Source organism: Kribbella sp. NPDC050241, assembly GCF_044459685.1.
Lineage (GTDB): Bacteria > Actinomycetota > Actinomycetes > Propionibacteriales > Kribbellaceae > Kribbella.
Genome location: NZ_JBITJE010000002.1, coordinates 910,146 through 925,683, shown reverse-complemented (window position 1 = coordinate 925,683; position 15,538 = coordinate 910,146). Strand labels below are relative to the sequence as shown.

16 protein-coding genes are annotated in these 15,538 nt (G+C 68.2%); 4 read left to right on the top strand and 12 right to left on the bottom strand.

What is annotated here, in order from left to right; translation table 11 throughout:
* Nucleotides 1-223: 223 nt before the first annotated feature.
* Complete coding sequence (locus ACIBG5_RS12305; protein ID WP_396391612.1) at nt 224-1,141, top strand: DUF4394 domain-containing protein; 918 nt, start codon at nt 224-226, stop codon at nt 1,139-1,141.
* A 64-nt stretch (nt 1,142-1,205) separates the two neighbouring features.
* Here ACIBG5_RS12305 and ACIBG5_RS12300 read toward each other — a convergent pair whose 3' ends face one another.
* Together ACIBG5_RS12300 and ACIBG5_RS12295 are read right to left on the bottom strand one after the other, a co-directional pair.
* A complete protein-coding gene (locus tag ACIBG5_RS12300) occupies nt 1,206-1,904 on the bottom strand; it encodes a cytidylate kinase family protein (protein WP_396391611.1) in 699 nt (232 codons plus the stop codon).
* Nucleotides 1,905-2,657: 753 nt separating this feature from the next.
* Nucleotides 2,658-4,397: a hypothetical protein gene (locus tag ACIBG5_RS12295; RefSeq protein ID WP_396392045.1), complete on the bottom strand. Its 1,740-nt coding sequence runs from the start codon at nt 4,395-4,397 to the stop codon at nt 2,658-2,660.
* Here ACIBG5_RS12295 and ACIBG5_RS12290 point away from each other — a divergent pair.
* The 3 genes from ACIBG5_RS12290 (at nt 4,344) to ACIBG5_RS12280 (ending at nt 6,392) form a co-directional block, all read left to right on the top strand.
* On the top strand, nt 4,344-4,691 hold the full coding sequence (locus ACIBG5_RS12290) for an alpha amylase C-terminal domain-containing protein (RefSeq protein ID WP_396391610.1): 348 nt from the start codon (nt 4,344-4,346) through the stop codon (nt 4,689-4,691). The two genes, ACIBG5_RS12295 and ACIBG5_RS12290, sit on opposite strands and share 54 nt — an antisense overlap.
* A gap of 48 nt (nt 4,692-4,739) precedes the next feature.
* Nucleotides 4,740-5,588, top strand: a complete 849-nt coding sequence (locus ACIBG5_RS12285) for a DUF1028 domain-containing protein (protein WP_396391609.1) — start codon at nt 4,740-4,742, stop codon at nt 5,586-5,588.
* A 117-nt stretch (nt 5,589-5,705) separates the two neighbouring features.
* On the top strand, nt 5,706-6,392 hold the full coding sequence (locus ACIBG5_RS12280) for a GntR family transcriptional regulator (protein WP_396391608.1): 687 nt from the start codon (nt 5,706-5,708) through the stop codon (nt 6,390-6,392).
* Nucleotides 6,393-6,416: 24 nt separating this feature from the next.
* Here ACIBG5_RS12280 and ACIBG5_RS12275 read toward each other — a convergent pair whose 3' ends face one another.
* From ACIBG5_RS12275 to ACIBG5_RS12230, 10 genes are read right to left on the bottom strand one after another with little or no spacing between them, the layout of a single operon-like run.
* On the bottom strand, nt 6,417-7,802 hold the full coding sequence (locus ACIBG5_RS12275; protein WP_396391607.1) for a dihydroorotase family protein: 1,386 nt from the start codon (nt 7,800-7,802) through the stop codon (nt 6,417-6,419).
* Entirely contained in the window at nt 7,799-8,851 is a 1,053-nt protein-coding gene (locus ACIBG5_RS12270; RefSeq protein WP_396391605.1) for an ABC transporter substrate-binding protein, read from the bottom strand. The genes ACIBG5_RS12275 and ACIBG5_RS12270 overlap by 4 nt, the downstream gene beginning before the upstream one ends.
* Nucleotides 8,852-8,897: 46 nt before the next feature.
* A complete protein-coding gene (locus ACIBG5_RS12265; protein ID WP_396392038.1) occupies nt 8,898-9,755 on the bottom strand; it encodes an ABC transporter permease in 858 nt (285 codons plus the stop codon).
* A gap of 5 nt (nt 9,756-9,760) precedes the next feature.
* On the bottom strand, nt 9,761-10,555 hold the full coding sequence (locus ACIBG5_RS12260) for an ABC transporter ATP-binding protein (RefSeq protein WP_396391604.1): 795 nt from the start codon (nt 10,553-10,555) through the stop codon (nt 9,761-9,763).
* Between the two features lie 2 nt (nt 10,556-10,557).
* Entirely contained in the window at nt 10,558-11,196 is a 639-nt protein-coding gene (locus ACIBG5_RS12255; protein ID WP_396391603.1) for an RraA family protein, read from the bottom strand.
* Nucleotides 11,193-11,909, bottom strand: coding sequence for a PIG-L deacetylase family protein (locus ACIBG5_RS12250; RefSeq protein ID WP_396391602.1), 717 nt, complete (start codon nt 11,907-11,909; stop codon nt 11,193-11,195). The genes ACIBG5_RS12255 and ACIBG5_RS12250 overlap by 4 nt, the downstream gene beginning before the upstream one ends.
* The gene (locus ACIBG5_RS12245; RefSeq protein WP_396391601.1) at nt 11,906-12,847 is read right to left on the bottom strand and encodes a DUF6282 family protein; all 942 of its coding nucleotides are present in this window, start codon (nt 12,845-12,847) and stop codon (nt 11,906-11,908) included. Before ACIBG5_RS12245 ends, ACIBG5_RS12250 begins: the two co-directional genes overlap by 4 nt.
* 58 nt (nt 12,848-12,905) lie before the next feature.
* The gene (locus ACIBG5_RS12240; protein WP_396391600.1) at nt 12,906-13,700 is read right to left on the bottom strand and encodes an ABC transporter permease; all 795 of its coding nucleotides are present in this window, start codon (nt 13,698-13,700) and stop codon (nt 12,906-12,908) included.
* Nucleotides 13,697-14,530, bottom strand: a complete 834-nt coding sequence (locus ACIBG5_RS12235) for an ABC transporter ATP-binding protein (RefSeq protein ID WP_396391599.1) — start codon at nt 14,528-14,530, stop codon at nt 13,697-13,699. Before ACIBG5_RS12235 ends, ACIBG5_RS12240 begins: the two co-directional genes overlap by 4 nt.
* Nucleotides 14,527-15,516, bottom strand: a complete 990-nt coding sequence (locus ACIBG5_RS12230; RefSeq protein ID WP_396391597.1) for an ABC transporter substrate-binding protein — start codon at nt 15,514-15,516, stop codon at nt 14,527-14,529. Before ACIBG5_RS12230 ends, ACIBG5_RS12235 begins: the two co-directional genes overlap by 4 nt.
* Between the last annotated feature and the right edge of the window lie 22 nt (nt 15,517-15,538).

Genomic DNA, 15,538 nt, shown 5'->3' with positions numbered 1-15,538 from the left:
CACCCCGGTTCAGCACACCTCGAAGGCCCTTGCGTCACGCCAACCACGGCGGCGGCGGTTGTTGGGGTTGGCGGTTATCGGATGGCGGGGTGGTTGGGCACATCCGGTTAGCTGTTGGTGCCGAAGTGGTGGTGCGATGCCGCGGGAGTTGGGCCCGACCGGTGGTGTTGCTGGCGACCGGACGCGAGAGGTGGACGGCGCCGCTACCGAGAGGTGAATCGGCATGTATCAACCACGACGACGTGCTCGTATCGTCGCCGCGACGCTGGCTGCGATCGCGTTGCCTGCTACGGCCCTGGTGCTCAGCGGTGCGACGCAGGCGACGGCCGGCGACAGCGTGGCCACGACTGTGGCAGCGAAGGGTCTCTCCCAGAGTTCTGATGTGGTCGGGCTGACGGACAAGGGGCGGTTGGTGAAGTTCCGTAGTACTTCGGCCGACAGGATTCGCGATGCGGCGCGGGTGCTGGGGTTGAAGGACGATCGGCGGCTGGTGGGGATCGACTTCCGGGTTCAGGACGGGAAGTTGTACGGCGTCGGGGACCGCGGTGGGATCTACACGATCAACACCGGGGCGTCCTTCGGCCGTACGACGAAGGTGTCGCAGCTCAGCGTGGCGTTGGACGGGCAGAACTTCGGGGTCGACTTCAACCCGGCGGCGAACCGGCTGCGGGTGATCAGTGACACTGGCCAGAATCTGCGTCACAACATCGACGACCCTGCTGGTGCGCCCGCGGCTGGTATCACGGCCACCGACGGGACGCTGGCGTACCCGGGTGTGCCGCCTGCTCCGGCGACCACCGCGACCGGGGTGACGGCCGCGGCGTACACGAACAACGACCTCGATCCGAACACCGCGACGACGCTGTTCGACATCGACACCATGCTGGACCAGGTCGTGATCCAGTCGCCCGCGAACGCCGGACTGCTCGCGCCGACCGGCAAGCTCACGGTCGATGCCGGCCCGTGGGCCGGGTTCGACATCTCCACGCAGAAGGGCGGCAACCGCGGGCTCGCAGTACTGAGCACCGGCGACCGCATGCGGCTGTACGACGTCGAGCTGACCACCGGCAAGGCGACCCGGCTCGGGTCGTTCCCGCGTGACTTCCAGGTCGTCGACCTGGCCGTTCCGCTCGGTCGATAGTCCCCCCGCGGCCAGGCTCCGGTGCTCTACCGGAGCCTGGCCGCACCTTTGCTGAAGGCACCCTTCATCGTCCCGCTTCCCAAGCTGGGCGGTGGGGGTCGTCGTTGTGGACGACGATGTCGGCGTGGTCGGTCGGGCGGACCGTGTCGAAGTAGAACTGCTGGGACGGCATGTAGCGGCTGCGATAGCGGCGCTCGACCTCGGCGGCGGATCTGGACGAGGTCTGGTCTCGGGTCCGGGCGCGATCCATTGTGTTCTCGAACGGGGCGGACACGAAGATGCGCAGGTCCCACCGGTCGATCAGTTCCGGGCGCATGAGGAAGACGCCGTCGAAGAGCAGTACGGCGTCGGCGGGCGCAGTCATGATCGGCTCGGACACTGGGGTATCGGTGACCCTGTTGTAGACCGCTTGCTGGAACCGTCGGTCTCCGCCTGGGCCCAGCGGATCGAGCAGTACGCCGTGCAGCGCGTCGAAGTTGAAGCTGTCGTGATAGCAGCCTTCGGCGGAGTCCTCGCCGCGCCGATAGCGTTGTGACCGCGGGGTCAAGAAGTCTTCGATCGTCGCGCGGATGACCTCGCGGCCCTGCGCGCTCAGTACGACGGCCAGCTCGTCGGCCAGCGTGGTCTTGCCGGCGGCCGGCGGTCCGTCGACGGCGACGCGCGTCGGGTGCGCGTTCGCGACGGATCCGACCGCCTCGGCCAGGTGGCTGAGGAGCTCACTTCGGGTGCCTTTGTCCACGTTCTGCCGCCGATCCTCCGTCATGAATGCCGCGTCGGGCTGACCCTATGCCGGTCCGGCTGTCACCCGTGAGGGATGAGGCGCGGACCGGTCAGGCCGCCGAGAATCGGCTGGAAGCGGGAGGGATCAGCATGTGGTACGTATTCATGTTCGCCGGGCTGGCGATCCTCTGCGTGGTCGTGGTTCTGATCCGGAATGCGCAGGTCAAGGCTCGCGGGAGTAGCGCGGCTACGAAGAGCAGCGCTCCCAGTCACGCTGAGGAAGACCGCGCTCGCAACGAGCGTAAGCGTCGTCGTGCGCAGTCGAAGGCGGACCGCCGGAAGCGCCACTGACCATCCGACGGCCCCTCCCCCGGCTCGGCACCAGCCGCGGCTCCCGACGTGTCAGACGCGGATCCAGTCGGTGCAGGTGTCTGCGCCGGTGCCGTGGTTCGTGTTCCCGCAGAGCTTCATGTAGATGGCGCCGACTGCGAACCGCGCTGAGTCGCACCCACGGTCGCCGCCGTCCCACTCGACTACGGGCTTGCGGTTGGACCCTGCGTCCACAGCGCGTACACAGCGTTGCCGTCGACCTCTCCGGGGCCGTTGCCGTGAGCAACGCCGGTACGGCGAGCAGCGCGGCGGCACCGATGGTCAGCCGGCGGAGGTTTCCCGTGTTCATGACTCTCCCGAGACGGTTGTCGGAACTGATGTCAGCAGTCTCGTCAACCGGCCCGGTCGAGTCTTTGGCGTTGCGTGCCCAGCTCTTGTACGACGGTGCACTCCGGAGCGTGGTCGGTCAGCGTGCGGACCTGGCCGGCGTGCGTGGGGATCCCGGGGCCTTGCACACGTTCTGCGATGTGCAACGGTCCCGTTCCTTGTCGTCCCGGTCGTTGTCGCCTCGGGCCTGGTCGCCCGGGGCCTTGTCGCTCCGGTTGTTGTCGCCACGGGTCTTGTCGGCGCGGTTCTTGTCGACAGGAGCCGCGGAGTCGTCGGGGCAGGTCTTCGAGGGCTGAGCCGGTGGGGGCGTGGTGGTTCGGGGTGTAGCGGGTTGGGCGCAGGTGGGTCGGGTCAGGGTTCGGCCGACTACCTGGCGCATTGCCGGGGCCCAGCCGACTGCGGCCGTGGTCGGCTCATGCGTCGGGGTGGGTTCGGCGGATGGGGTTGGCGAGTCGGACTCCGACGGCGTCAGCTCGGACGGCTTCGGAGCGGATGGCTTCGGAGCGGATGGCTTCGGTTCCGAGGGACCGGGATCGGATGGCTGAGTCGGCTTGGGCTCGGAGGGTTGGGGGTCGGTCGGCTTCGGTGCGGACGGTCGCGTCGTGTCCGGCGCGGACGGTCTGGTTGACGGCTTGGGTTCGGAGGGGCGAGTCTGCGTCGGCTGAGGGGCGGCCGGGGTCGGGCGGGTTGCCGGTCGCGGTGGTTGGGCGACGGGAGGCTCCGAGGTGGTGGGCGGTTCGGGTACGACGGGTTTCACCGGCGCGGCCGGCTTCGGCAGTGGAGCCGTCGTCCGTGGTGGAGACGGCTCAGCGGGCGCCGTGACGTCCGGCGACGGGCCAGCGGGCCAAGGTCGGAGCACTGGCGACGGACCCGCCGGCCAAGGTCGCAGAGCCGGCGGGTCGACGGGCTCGTTCGGGAGCAGTTCGCCGGTCGAGGGCAGCCCGACCACGCGGCCGGACTGGTACATCCGGGCAAGCTCGAGTACGACGCGGACATACGAGTCGGCGTTGTTGTAGCGACGTACGGCCTGCGCGGCCCCGGCCGGGTCGCGGAGGTTCGACGTACCTGTGCAGAGGTACTGCGCAGCGCCCAGCGCGGCGTCGAACATGTTGTTCGGGTCGCCGACACCGTCGCCGTTGCCGTCCGCGTTCACGGAGCGCCACGTCGACGGGATGAACTGCATCGGCCCGACCGCGCGGTCGTACACGGTGTCGCCGTCGAGCGCGCCGTTGTCGCTGTCGCGGATCACCGCGACGTTGGGCCGGCCGTCCAGCGGGATCCCGCGGATCCGCCGGGTCGCCGAGCCGTCGTCGCGAAGCTGGGCGCCGCCGAACCGACCATGGTTGGACTCCACCCGACCGATCGCGGCGAGCAGCGTCCACGGCACTCCGCAGCCCGGATCACTGGCTGCCAACCGCGCTTCCGCCTGCTTGTACGCCCGTACGGCAACCTCGGGGATCCCGCTCTCGCCGAGCGTCTTGATCACCGGTGCACCCGAGAGCACCATCTGCACAGGTTTCGCCACCCGACCGGGCCCTACGGGTACCGCCGCCAACTGCTCCGGAGCGACGAACTCGGCCAGCGTCTCGTCCTCGATGAACGGATCGGCCGCTGGTGAGTCCACAAGCCCGGCGGCGGTGTCGTCGTACGAACCGGTCATTGGACTGCTCGGCAGTGACGCCGCCGCCAATGCAGCGAGAGTGATCACCGCAGCGCCCGCACCCGCCAACTGCCAGCGGCCCTGAGCCGCCGGCCGACCGCGGCGATGCCGTCCGTGGCGTCGTCGTTGGCGTGCCTTGATGAGCTTGGGCACTCGCATGATCCCGATCCCTCCGCCGTCGCAGTCCAGTCCCCCAGGCCTCCCGAGGCGTTCGGGGTGGACCGCGTCGCGGATCGGTCCGACACGCTGCCCGTCCGGACTTTGTCGGAAGGGGATGGTTCGATGGGCCTCAGCCTTCTGCCGGCCGGCGTGTACTGCGACGTCTTCCACGGCGACTCTTCCGCGGGCCAGTGCACAGGACCGACGTACACAGTCGACTCAGCAGGCTGGTTCAGAGCCGACATCGCCCCCCAAGACGGCCTAGCCCTCCACTCCGCCGCCAAACTCCCATGACCGGCACCATAGGTTGGGCGACTGACTACCGGCGAGTGGAGGAGTGGGATGACGTTTTCGGTTGTGGGGTTTGATTCGGGGTCCGGGTCTTGGGGGATTGCGGTTGCGTCGAAGTTTCTGGCGGTGGGGGCGGTGGTGCCTTGGGGGCGGGCCGGGGCCGGGGCGGTTGCTACGCAGGCGATGGCTGAGCTTTCGTTCGGGCCGGACGGGCTCGAGCTACTTGCCGAGGGCAACGCTGCTGAGCAGGTGATCGCACAGTTGACCGGCGGCGACGACGAGCGTGAACACCGTCAGGTCGGCGTGGTCGACAGCCAGGGGCGGGGAGCAACGTTCACCGGCGACTCGTGCCTGGATTGGGCGGGTGGCATGGCCGGCGACGGCTTCGCGGTCCAGGGCAACATCCTCGCGGGCCCACAGGTGGTGGCGGCCATGGCCGAGACGTGGCGGACAACCACCGGAGACCCGTTCGAGCGACGGTTGCTCGCCGCGCTGACGGCCGGCGACCAGGCCGGCGGTGACCGCCGCGGCCGCCAAAGCGCAGCACTGCGCGTGTGGCGCGAGGGAGCGGCGTACGGCGGTGCGCTCGACATGGCCATCGACCTCCGAGTCGACGACCACCTGACCCCGGTCGACGAACTGGCCCGTCTCCTGGATCTCCACGAGCTCTACTTCGGCAAACCCGACCCAGCAAGCCTCCTGCCCCTCGAAGGCGCCCTGGCCACTGAAGTAGCCACCCTCCTCGAAACGCTCGGCTACACCATGACTGACGCCCTCGAAATCTGGGCCAGCGTGGAGAACTACGAAGAACGGCTCGTCCCCGGCAAGCTCGACCCAGTCGTGCTCCACCAACTCCGCCAAGCCGCAAACACGAGGACGCGGAGAGTTACCACGGATTGACTGCCAACAACATTGTCACTAAAATCGTGAACACTTCGGCGGCGTTCGGTGGCCACCAATCGGGTGGGCCGGGCGGCGCCGGTACGTATCCCGACCACTTTGACCGGAGGCTGACCGATGCCGAGCCGGCCCCGATCGTCCGATCCGAGCGAGGAAGCCTACGAGCGCCTGCGCCAGGGCATCATGCGCGGCGACGTGTCCCCCGGACAGCGCCTCGTGGAGGCCGATCTGGTCGAGGCCCTCGGCGTCAGCCGAGCGGTCGTGCGAACGACGCTGACGAGGCTCGCTCATGCCGGCCTGGTCGAGAAGGAGCTGAACCGCGGCGCCCGGGTGCGTACGGTCAGCGAGGAAGAAGCCGTCGAGATCACGCAGGTGCGGTCCGTGCTGGAGGCGCTCGCGGCTCGGCAGGCGGCCGAGCGTGCGACCAAGAAGGACATCACCGAGCTGCGCGCGATCCTCACCGAGATGAAGGGTCTGCTCGCGGAGCAGGATCTGCTCGGGTACTCCGAGGGCAACAGCCGGCTGCACGCCAAGATCATCGAAACCTCCGGCCACCAGACCGTCCAGCGCCTGGTGGCCAACCTCCGTGCACAGATGGTGCGGTTCCAGTACCGCACCATCCTGGTGCCGGGCCGCGGCAAGGAGTCGTTCGCCGAGCACACGAAGCTGGTGGACGCGATCGCGGCCCACGACGGTGACGCCGCCGAGACCGCGATGCGGAACCACCTGCTCCACGTCACCGAGAACCTGGTCCGCACGAAGGGGAACCGGCCCGGCGACGGCGGCCTGTTCGGCCGGATCTGATCACGTCGCGGACCGGTTGCCCATTCAGCCGATCACCGGCCGCCCGAACCCCTCGTCGACCAGAACCTCACCGTCGCGATAGATCTCCGTACCGCGCAGGAAAGTCCGGTGCACCCGGCCGCGCGTGACGATCCCGTCCGCAGGACTCCAGCCACACTTGTACAGGCTCGTACTCCCGTCGATCGGCGCGACGTGATCCAGATCGAGTACGACGAAGTCCGCGTCGGCACCGGGCTCGAGAGTGCCCTTCCGCCCGGTCAGTCCGACCAGTTGCGCAGGGTTCACGCAGCACAGCTCGATCACGCGATCCAGCGTGAGCCGACCGTCGTGCACCGCCGTCAGCAACAGCCGCAGATAGTCCGCGATCATCGGACTGCCGCTCGGCGCCGCGAACATGTCCTTCCAGCCCGGCAGCTTCTCCTCCGTGGTGTGCGGCGCGTGGTCGCTGCCGATCACGTCGACGGTGCCGTCGACAATCGCCGACCACATCGCCACGTCGTCCGCCGGCGGTACCCACTGACCGAGGACGAACGGTCCCCGCTGCTCGATCCGGTCCCAGTCGTTGGTCACGAACATGGCGAAAGGGTTCGCCTCACCGGTGACGGACCGCCCGGCGGCCTTCGCCTCTCGAACCATCCGGATGCCCTCGACCGACGACAGGTGCAGGACGTGCAGTCGCGTCCCGACCGATCGCTGGAACTCGAGCAGCGTCGCGACCGCCGCGTTGAAGGCGACGCTGTCTCCCAGCCGGAACGATCGCGCGTACGACGCCGGATCCACACCCCACTGCTCTTTGGCGCGCGAGCTGTTCAGGTTGTACAGCTCGTGATCTGTCGGGTGGACGTACAACGGCAGCCCGGTGCCCGCCACCTCCTCGAACGCCCGGTACAGCACAGCGCGATCCGTGACCGCCGTCGACGGCGAGTGCGGGTAGGTCCGCTCGACGTCGTACGACATCCACAGCTTGAAGGCGGCCGCACCGGCGGCGGCCAACTCGGGGATGAGGTCTGGTTCGACCGCCGAGGCGTTGTGTCCGTAGTCGACGACGGACTTGCGGTCGAGGTCGTCGAGGTGTGCGCGCAGCCGATCCGGTGTGGTCGTCGGCGGCTCCGTGTTCGGCATGTCGAAGACCGTCGTGACCCCGCCGGAGGCCGCGGCCCGGGTGCCGCTGGCGAGATCCTCCTTGTGGGTGAACCCCGGATCCCGGAAGTGGCAGTGGGTGTCGACCAGCCCGGGGATGACCAGTTGGTCACCCAGATCGAGTTCGCGAGCCGCGACGACGGTCTCGCCCAGCTCACGCAGGCCGGTCACCAGGCCGTCCTTGATCACGATCTGCGCGGGCAGCTCCCGCAAGCCGGTGTGCACCCTCGTACTGCGGACGACGAGGTCCGCCATCTCGGGCCCCGTCACTTGGCCAGCGCCTTGGTGATGAAGTCCTGGTCCGTGATCGTCGCGAAGTCGGGCGGGTTCTTGGCCAGGCCGGCGACCTGGTGGAACTTCACCGCCTTCGCGTACCCGTCCTCGGTGATCACCGGAGACTCGGGGATCTCGGCCCGCAGTACCGGCAACATCGCCTCGACCGTCTTCGGGTCGAGCGAGCCCTGGTACTTCTGGAACAGCTGCCGGGTCTTGTCCGGGTTGTCGTGGATCAGCTTCTCGGCCTGGCCGATCGCCCGGACGAAGGCCGCCATCGCCTCCGGCTTCTTCTTCAGGATCGCCCCGGTGGACAGCGCCAGCCCGTGCGGCTGGTTGCTCATGTCCGGTACGTCGCCTCGCGTCGGGCTGATGTAGATCGATCCGGCCTTGCGCGCCTCGACCTCCTGGCTGACCGGCTGGAAGAAGACCAGCACGTTCACCCGGTCGGTCTTCAGCGCACCGAGCGCACCGGCGTTCGAGGCACCGAGGTTCACCAGCGTCACGTCCTTCTTGACGTCCATACCGACCTTGTTGAAGAGGAACTGCAGCAGTGCCACCCCACCGCCGGACGGGGCCGGGATCCCGACCCGGGCGCCCTTGAGCGCCTTGATCTTGTCCTCCAGCGACGCACCGGCCGCAGGCTGGTGGAACTGGTTGCCGACGATCACGTCGACGTAGTAGCTGCTCACCAGGTTGGCCACGATCCTGGGATCGCGACGCCCGTCGGCCAGCAGGAACGCCGTCGTGGCGACACCGCCACCGATGTCGGCCGCGCCACCGGCGAGGGCGGCGGCGACCTTGGAGTCACCACCGACGACCACCGGCTTGTCGACGGTCAGGCCTTCCTTCGCGTAGTACCCCTCCTCGCTCGCGACGTACAGCGGGAAGAACGCCACTGACGTACTGCTCTGGACGACGCGCAGCGACATGTCGCCCGAGGCCGCGCCCGATCCACCGGTGTCGGTCGCGGGCTTCTGGCACCCGGCCGCGGTGAGGGCCAGGACCAATACGGCCAGACCTGCCCTGACTGACTTTGCCTTCATGTGAGGTCACCCATTTTCTGACGAGACGTGCTGGCCCGGACCGGTGTCATTCACCGGCCACGGCCTGCCAGCGAGTCGAACGGCGTTGCAGCAGATTGACCCCGAAGTTGAGGATCCCGGCGATGACCGTGATCACAGCGAGTGCGGCGAAAACGCCGGCGGTGTTGAACTGACTGGCCGAGTCGAGCATGAGATAGCCAAGGCCTTTGTTCGAGGCAACCAGTTCACCGACCACGGCGCCGATCAGCGCGTACGGAACGCCGATCCGCAGACCGGTGATGACACCGGGCATCGCGCCGGGCACGAGGACCTTCATGATCACCTGCCGGCGGGTGCCGCCCATCAGCCGGACGGCGTCGATCAGACCGCGGTCGACCGAGCGCACGCCGGCGGCGGTGTTCAGGTAGACCAGGAAGAAGACCGTTGCCGCCGACAACAAGACCTTCATCTTCACGTCGATGCCGAACCAGATGATGAACAGCGGCGCGAGCGCCACCTTGGGAATGCTGTAGAGCGCGATCATGTATGGGTCCAGGACGTCACCGAGGACCCGCAGGATGGCCAGCACGAAGCCGCCGATCAGTCCCGCGGAGGCGCCGAGCGCGAAGCCCAGCGCGATCTCCTCGACGGTGAGCGCGGTGTTCGTGCCCAGCGTCCCGTCGGCGAACCAGTCACGCAACTGGGCCCAGATGTCACTCGGCCGGCTGATGAACAACGGGTCCACCCACCGCCCCGCGGCGATCTGCCAAGCCACCAGAACCACTACCAGCAAGGCGATCCGGGCAAGAGCGATCCACAAGGCCCGTCCGTGTTTGTCCATCCAGCTACGGCCGGCGGGAATCTCCAGCGGTCCGGCGGCGACTCGATCGTCGGCGGTCACCAGGTCGGTCGATCGATCGGTCATGGCGGTCACGCCGCCCCTTCTTTCCTCAGGTCGGTGCCGGGTGAGCCGGCTCTCAAGGCCTCGGCGGTACGCCGGTGCAGTGCGACGAAGTCCGGGTCCACCCGCAACTGGTCCAGATCCCTGGGGCGGGGAAGCCCGATCGGCTGGTCGAGCAGCACCCGACCGAGCTGGCCGAGCACGATCACCCGGTCGCCGAGCAGGAGCGCCTCCTCCAGGTCGTGGGTGATGAAGACGACCGTCTTGCCCGATCCCCGCCACAACCGCAGCAGATCGGACTGGAGCTCGGCGCGCAGTTGCGCGTCGAGGGCCCCGAACGGTTCGTCGAGCAGGAAGGTCTCCGGCGCGGCACTCAGCATCCGGGCCAGACCGGCCCGGCGGCGCATTCCGCCGGACAGCTCCCGCGGATAGTGCTTCTCGAACCCGGACAGGCCCACGCGCTGGATCAGCTCCCCCGCCACCCTGGTGCGTTCGGTCTTGCTGACTCCGCGGACCTCGAGCGGCATCTCGATGTTGCGCTGCAGGTCCCGCCAGGGCATCAGGGTGTCGTGCTGGGTGAGATAGGCCAGATCGTGGTGAGGCCCGGTGACCGGGCGACCGCGGTACTCGATCCGTCCGGACGTGGGCTGGGTGAGCCCGGCCAGCATGTTGAGCAGCGTGGACTTGCCGCAGCCGCTCCGGCCGAGCACGGTCAGGAAAGTCCCTTCTTCCACGTCCAGGTTGAGCCCCTGGAGCGCGACCACCCGTTTGTCCCCCTTCAGGAAGGACTTGTCCAGGTCGAGGACCCGCAGTACCGCAGTCATGATCAGCTCGCCTTCGTATCCTCACGGCGCAGGCCGTGAATGTCGTAGCTCAGCTCCCCGGCCTGCAGCCGGGTCCGCATCGCTTCTTCCTTGTCGAAGCGGGCCTTCGATGCCTCGAGCACCGCGGGTACGTCGGCCGGCCCGACCACCACAACGCCGTCCGAGTCCAGCACCACGAGGTCTCCGGGCGCGACCCTGGTACCACCCATTTGGACAGCCACATCGATCTCGCCGCGTTCCGTCTTGGTCGCCCCGCGTGCTCGGATCCACCGGCACCAGACCGGTACGTCGAACTCCCGCAGTACCTCGATATCGCGGGCAGCCCCGTCGACGAGTACGGCGACCGCGCCGCGGGCGGCCGCCTGGGTCAGCAACAGTTCGCCGACCAGCGCCACCGGGGCTGGTTCGGGCATCGTCAGCACCAGGACCTCACCGGGCTGCAGCCGGTCCATCACCTCATGGACGGCCCGGTTGTCGTTCTGCCCGCAGAGAGCGATCCGCGCAGGTCCCGCTGCTCGCGAACCGGGCACCAACTGGTGGTACTCCGCGTCGACCAGCCCCTGACGGCCCGAAGCCTCGTAGACGGTCGACACCCCGAGCTCGCGCAGCTCGGCGACCGCGTCCTCCGGCCGCCCGGTCACAGCGCCGTCACCACGTTCGGCACGATCCGCTGGAAGGCCTCGGCCTGCCGGATCGAGCTGTCGCCGGTCACCTTGCGGGCGTGGTTCCCACGGTGGTCGGCCCGTTCGGCGTAGTACGTCTGCAGGTACTTCTGGGCCGCCATCGCCTGCATCGCCTCCACCTTGGCGGGCATCACCGAAGTGATGTCCACGAAGACACTGGGGACGAAGCCGCACAGGTCGGGTTGATGCGGTTCGAAGACCAGGAACTCCGACGGCGGTGCGGTCCGGAAGCCACTGGCCACGACGGCGCCGGAGCTCAGCAACCGGGCCCGGCGTACTGCCTCGAAGGCGAGCGGGTGGTCAGGGTTGAACGGATCGACCGGCGGGTGGGTGAGCACGATCTGCGGAGCGAAGTCCCGCAGCAGCTCGACCAGCCGCTCGACCGCCGCGTCGTCCACGACCAGCGGGTAGTCGCCGAGGTCGAAGCACTCGAACTCCGCGCCCACCGCCGCCGCGGCCGTGGCTGCCTCACCGTGCCGGATCTTCTTCACGTTCTCCTCGGTCTGGCCCGGCTCCTTCCACAACTCACCGGACTCACCGCGTTCGCCGTACGAGAGCGCGACGACACGGGCCTCGCCACCTTCGCCGACGTGCCGCGCGACAGCACCCGCCGCGCGCCAGACGAAATCGGCGCTGTGGGCACCGACCACCAGCATCCGCCGCGCGCTCATCGGCCCGCCTCCGCGGTCACCGGCTGCGCGGCCAGGAACCGGGTGTTGTCCACTGCCATCGTCCGCACCTCGTCCGCAGTGAACCCTGCCGCGAGCAGATCGCGAGCCATCAACGGCAGGCCGTCTTCCACCGGCGGGTTCGACGGCTGGCCGAGATCGCTGGACAGGAAGGACCGAGCGGGACCGGTGCGGCGGATGTTCTCGACCATCACCTCCCATTCCACCTTGCCCGTGTATGGAGTGGTGAAGCACCGTTCGAGGTACGCGCCCAGCTCGACCAGCTCGAGCTGCTGGTCCACGGTGAGCCGCTGGGAGGTGAACTCCGGGTGCGTGACGACGATGCGCCGTACGCCGGCCTCGGCGGCAGCCCGTACGACCGCCAGGATCTCCGCGGCGGCCAGGTGCCCGGTCGCCAGGACGAGATCGTGCTTGGCCATCAAGGTGAGCACGGCAACCACTTCGTCACACACCGTACCGGCGGCGTCCACGACCCGGACGGGTGGCGGGTCGATGCCCTGGGCCCGCAATTCCGCCTGCAGTGCGGCCCACATCGGCGGGGTGGAACCGGCCGGCGCCTCGGCCTTCGACTCGCGCTGGTTCACGCTGTCGACGGTCGGGAACCACACCAGCCGGGCTCCCCCGCGGGCGGCGATCTCCACCGCGGTGGGGTTCATCCCGCCGGAGGCGACGTTCAGGGCCAGGGCGCCGAGTACGTCGACGCCCGGAACCGCTGCCCGGACGACGGCCGCCCGCTCGGTCGTCGGCACGTAGTGCGACTTGAGGACGAAGCCGGCCAGACCGACCTCGGCGAACCGCCGGGCCAGGGTGAGGTCGTCGACCGACCGGGGAACCACGTCCGGAGCCACGTGCACATGCAGGTCGTAGGCTCCTGCCACGAACTCACGATCGGCGTCGGTGGGACGGGGGTGCTGGGTCATCTGTATCTCCAACGAAGGGGTGAACGGGAATTGGCATGGGGTACGGCGATCCGGGTCGTCACTCCCGGGCGAGCAACTGGTGGCGCCACGGCGCCATCCGCTTCTCGAGGATCTTGAGGAGTTCCATCACGGCGACGGAGAAGACCACGATGACCATCACGCCGGCCAGGTAGCGCGGGGTCGCGAACAGCTCGGCGTCGGCGTTGATCTGGTAGCCGATGCCCTCGGTCGAGGCGATGTACTCACCGACGATGACGCCGATCATCGCGCGGCCGACCGCCAGTCGCAGGCCGGTGATGAAGAACGGCGTCACCGATGGCAGTACGACGTCGCGGTACAGGTTCCAGCGGCTCGCGCCGAAGGACCGGGCGGCCCGGAGCAGCACCCGATCTGTGGTCCGGACACCTTCGGTCAGGTTGATCATCACCGGGAAGGTCGACAGGATCACCACGATCGCCACCTTGGACGCGATGCCCAGCCCGAACCAGATCACCAGCAGCGGGGCCAGCACCAGGACAGGAGTCGAGTACAACGCGCCGACGATCGGGTCGAAAGCCCAGTACAGGCGTCGGCTGGTGCCGAGCGCCAGCCCGACCGGAACCGCGATCAGGACCGACAACACCATCCCTAGCAGGAACTCGGTACCGCTGACCCGCAGATCGCTCCAGAGCGGGCCGTGGGCAAGCTCCACCGCGCCCGACCAGATCTGCGACGGATAGGCGAAGAACAAGGGATTCCAGTGGGCGACCCGGCCGACGATCTCCCAGATCGCCACGATCACCACCACAGTTGCTATCGGCAACAGGCGCTGCTGGTACCTGGTCATCCAGTCCAGGCGGGATCTGTCGGTCATGACGCGTCCTCCAGACCGCGGTTCTGCGCGGCTGCGACCTCGTGCTTGAGGAAGTCCCACAGCCGTTCGCGGTGCCGGTCGTACTCGAGCCGCCAGGTGCCGGCGTCTTCACGGAGCTCCCGCACCGAGATGTCGTCCTCGACCCGGCCGGGTGCAGCGCGGAGCAGCAGGATCCGATCGGACAGCTGCAGCGCCTCGTCCAGGTTGTGCGTGACCAGAACAACGCTGCGCCGCTCCTGAGCGACCAGGGTGCGTACGTCGTCCCGCAGCAGCTCGGCGTTCTGCGCGTCCAGCGCACCGAACGGCTCGTCCATCAAGAGCAGATGCGGACGTACGGCGAACGCCCGCGCAAGGCCGACGCGTTGCTGCATACCGCCGGACAGCTGGTACGGGTAGAGCTTCGCCGCCTTCGTCAGCCCGACCCGAGACAGGTAGTCCCGTGCCAGCTCGTCACGCTGCCGGCGACTCAGGTCGCGCCGCCGGTAGTCGACGCCGAGCCGGACGTTGTCGAGCACGGTCTTCCACGGCAGCAGCGCGAAACTCTGGAAGACCATCGCCCGCTCGGAACCACGGATCGACACCGGCCGGCCGGCCACCCGGACCTGGCCGTGGGCGGGCCTGAGCGCGCCGTCGAGGATCTGCAGCAGGGTGCTCTTGCCGCACCCACTAGCACCGATGATGCTGACGAACTCGCCCTCGCGCACGGTGCAGCTGATGTCCTGCAGGATCGAGGTGTCACCGTAGGCGAACGACACGTTGTCGACCTCGACCAGCGGCGAGTCATTGCTGGTGGCAACGGAACCGTTGCTGATGGTCCGGGCGGACGTCATGACGACTTACGCAGGTACTCGTCGGTGTAGATGTCACCCGGTGCGACCGGTTTCTTCATCACGCCGTACTTGACCGCGACGTCGATCCAGGTCTGCAGGGCGGCGGTGTCCATGGTGCCGTCCTTGGCGTAGATCTTCGCCACTTCCTGATACGACTCCTTGGCGTCGGCCGGCGACATCTTCTCGGTGTCGGCCAGCAACTTCACCGCGGCGTCGGGGTTGGTCGCCACCCAACGTGTGCTCTCGATCAGTGCAGCCATGAAGTCACGGACCAGATCGGGCTTGTCTTTCAACTTGTTGGAGACCCCCGCGATCACTGCGGCCGAGGCGCCGGGCAGGTACTTCTCCACCGTGCCGAGATCGTGCAGCCCGGCTTTGCGAGCCTGGATGTCGAACGGCGCGACCAGCAGGCCGGCCTGCACCTGTCCGGCCTGGATCGAGGCGAGGATGCCGGCCTGAACGCCGACCGTGACGTAGGTCAGCTTGTCCTGCCCGATGCCGGCCTTGTCCATCACGTACCGCATCACCGCGGTGTTGCCGTTGTTGGGCCCCGGACCGCCGAACTTCTTGCCTGCCAGCTGATCCAGGCTGGTCACGTCCTTGCTCGTGATGATGTGGTAGTCGAGTTCGTCGAGCACGTTGCCCACCATCACCAGTGGTGCGCTGGACGCGGCAGCGGAGACGACGTAGGCCTGCTGCAGCAGGGCAAGGTCCTGCCGGCCGGAGACCAGGGCGGACGTGGCGATATCGCTGGATTTCGCCTGGGTCACCTTGAGGTCGATGCCGTGGGCCTTGAAGATCCCGCGGGACAGGCCGGCGGTGACCGGGAGCAGTTCGGCGGCGTACTTGGTGTTGATCAGGTTGACGGTGCGCAGGCCGGAGGGGTCGGCCTTCGCGCTGTCTCCGGTGCCGGAGCAGGCGGTCAGGGTGAGTACGGCGGCGGCGAGGAGCGCCACGGCACGCGGCAGGAAACTGGCTTGCGGCATGAGCACTGTCCTTTCGAGAAGT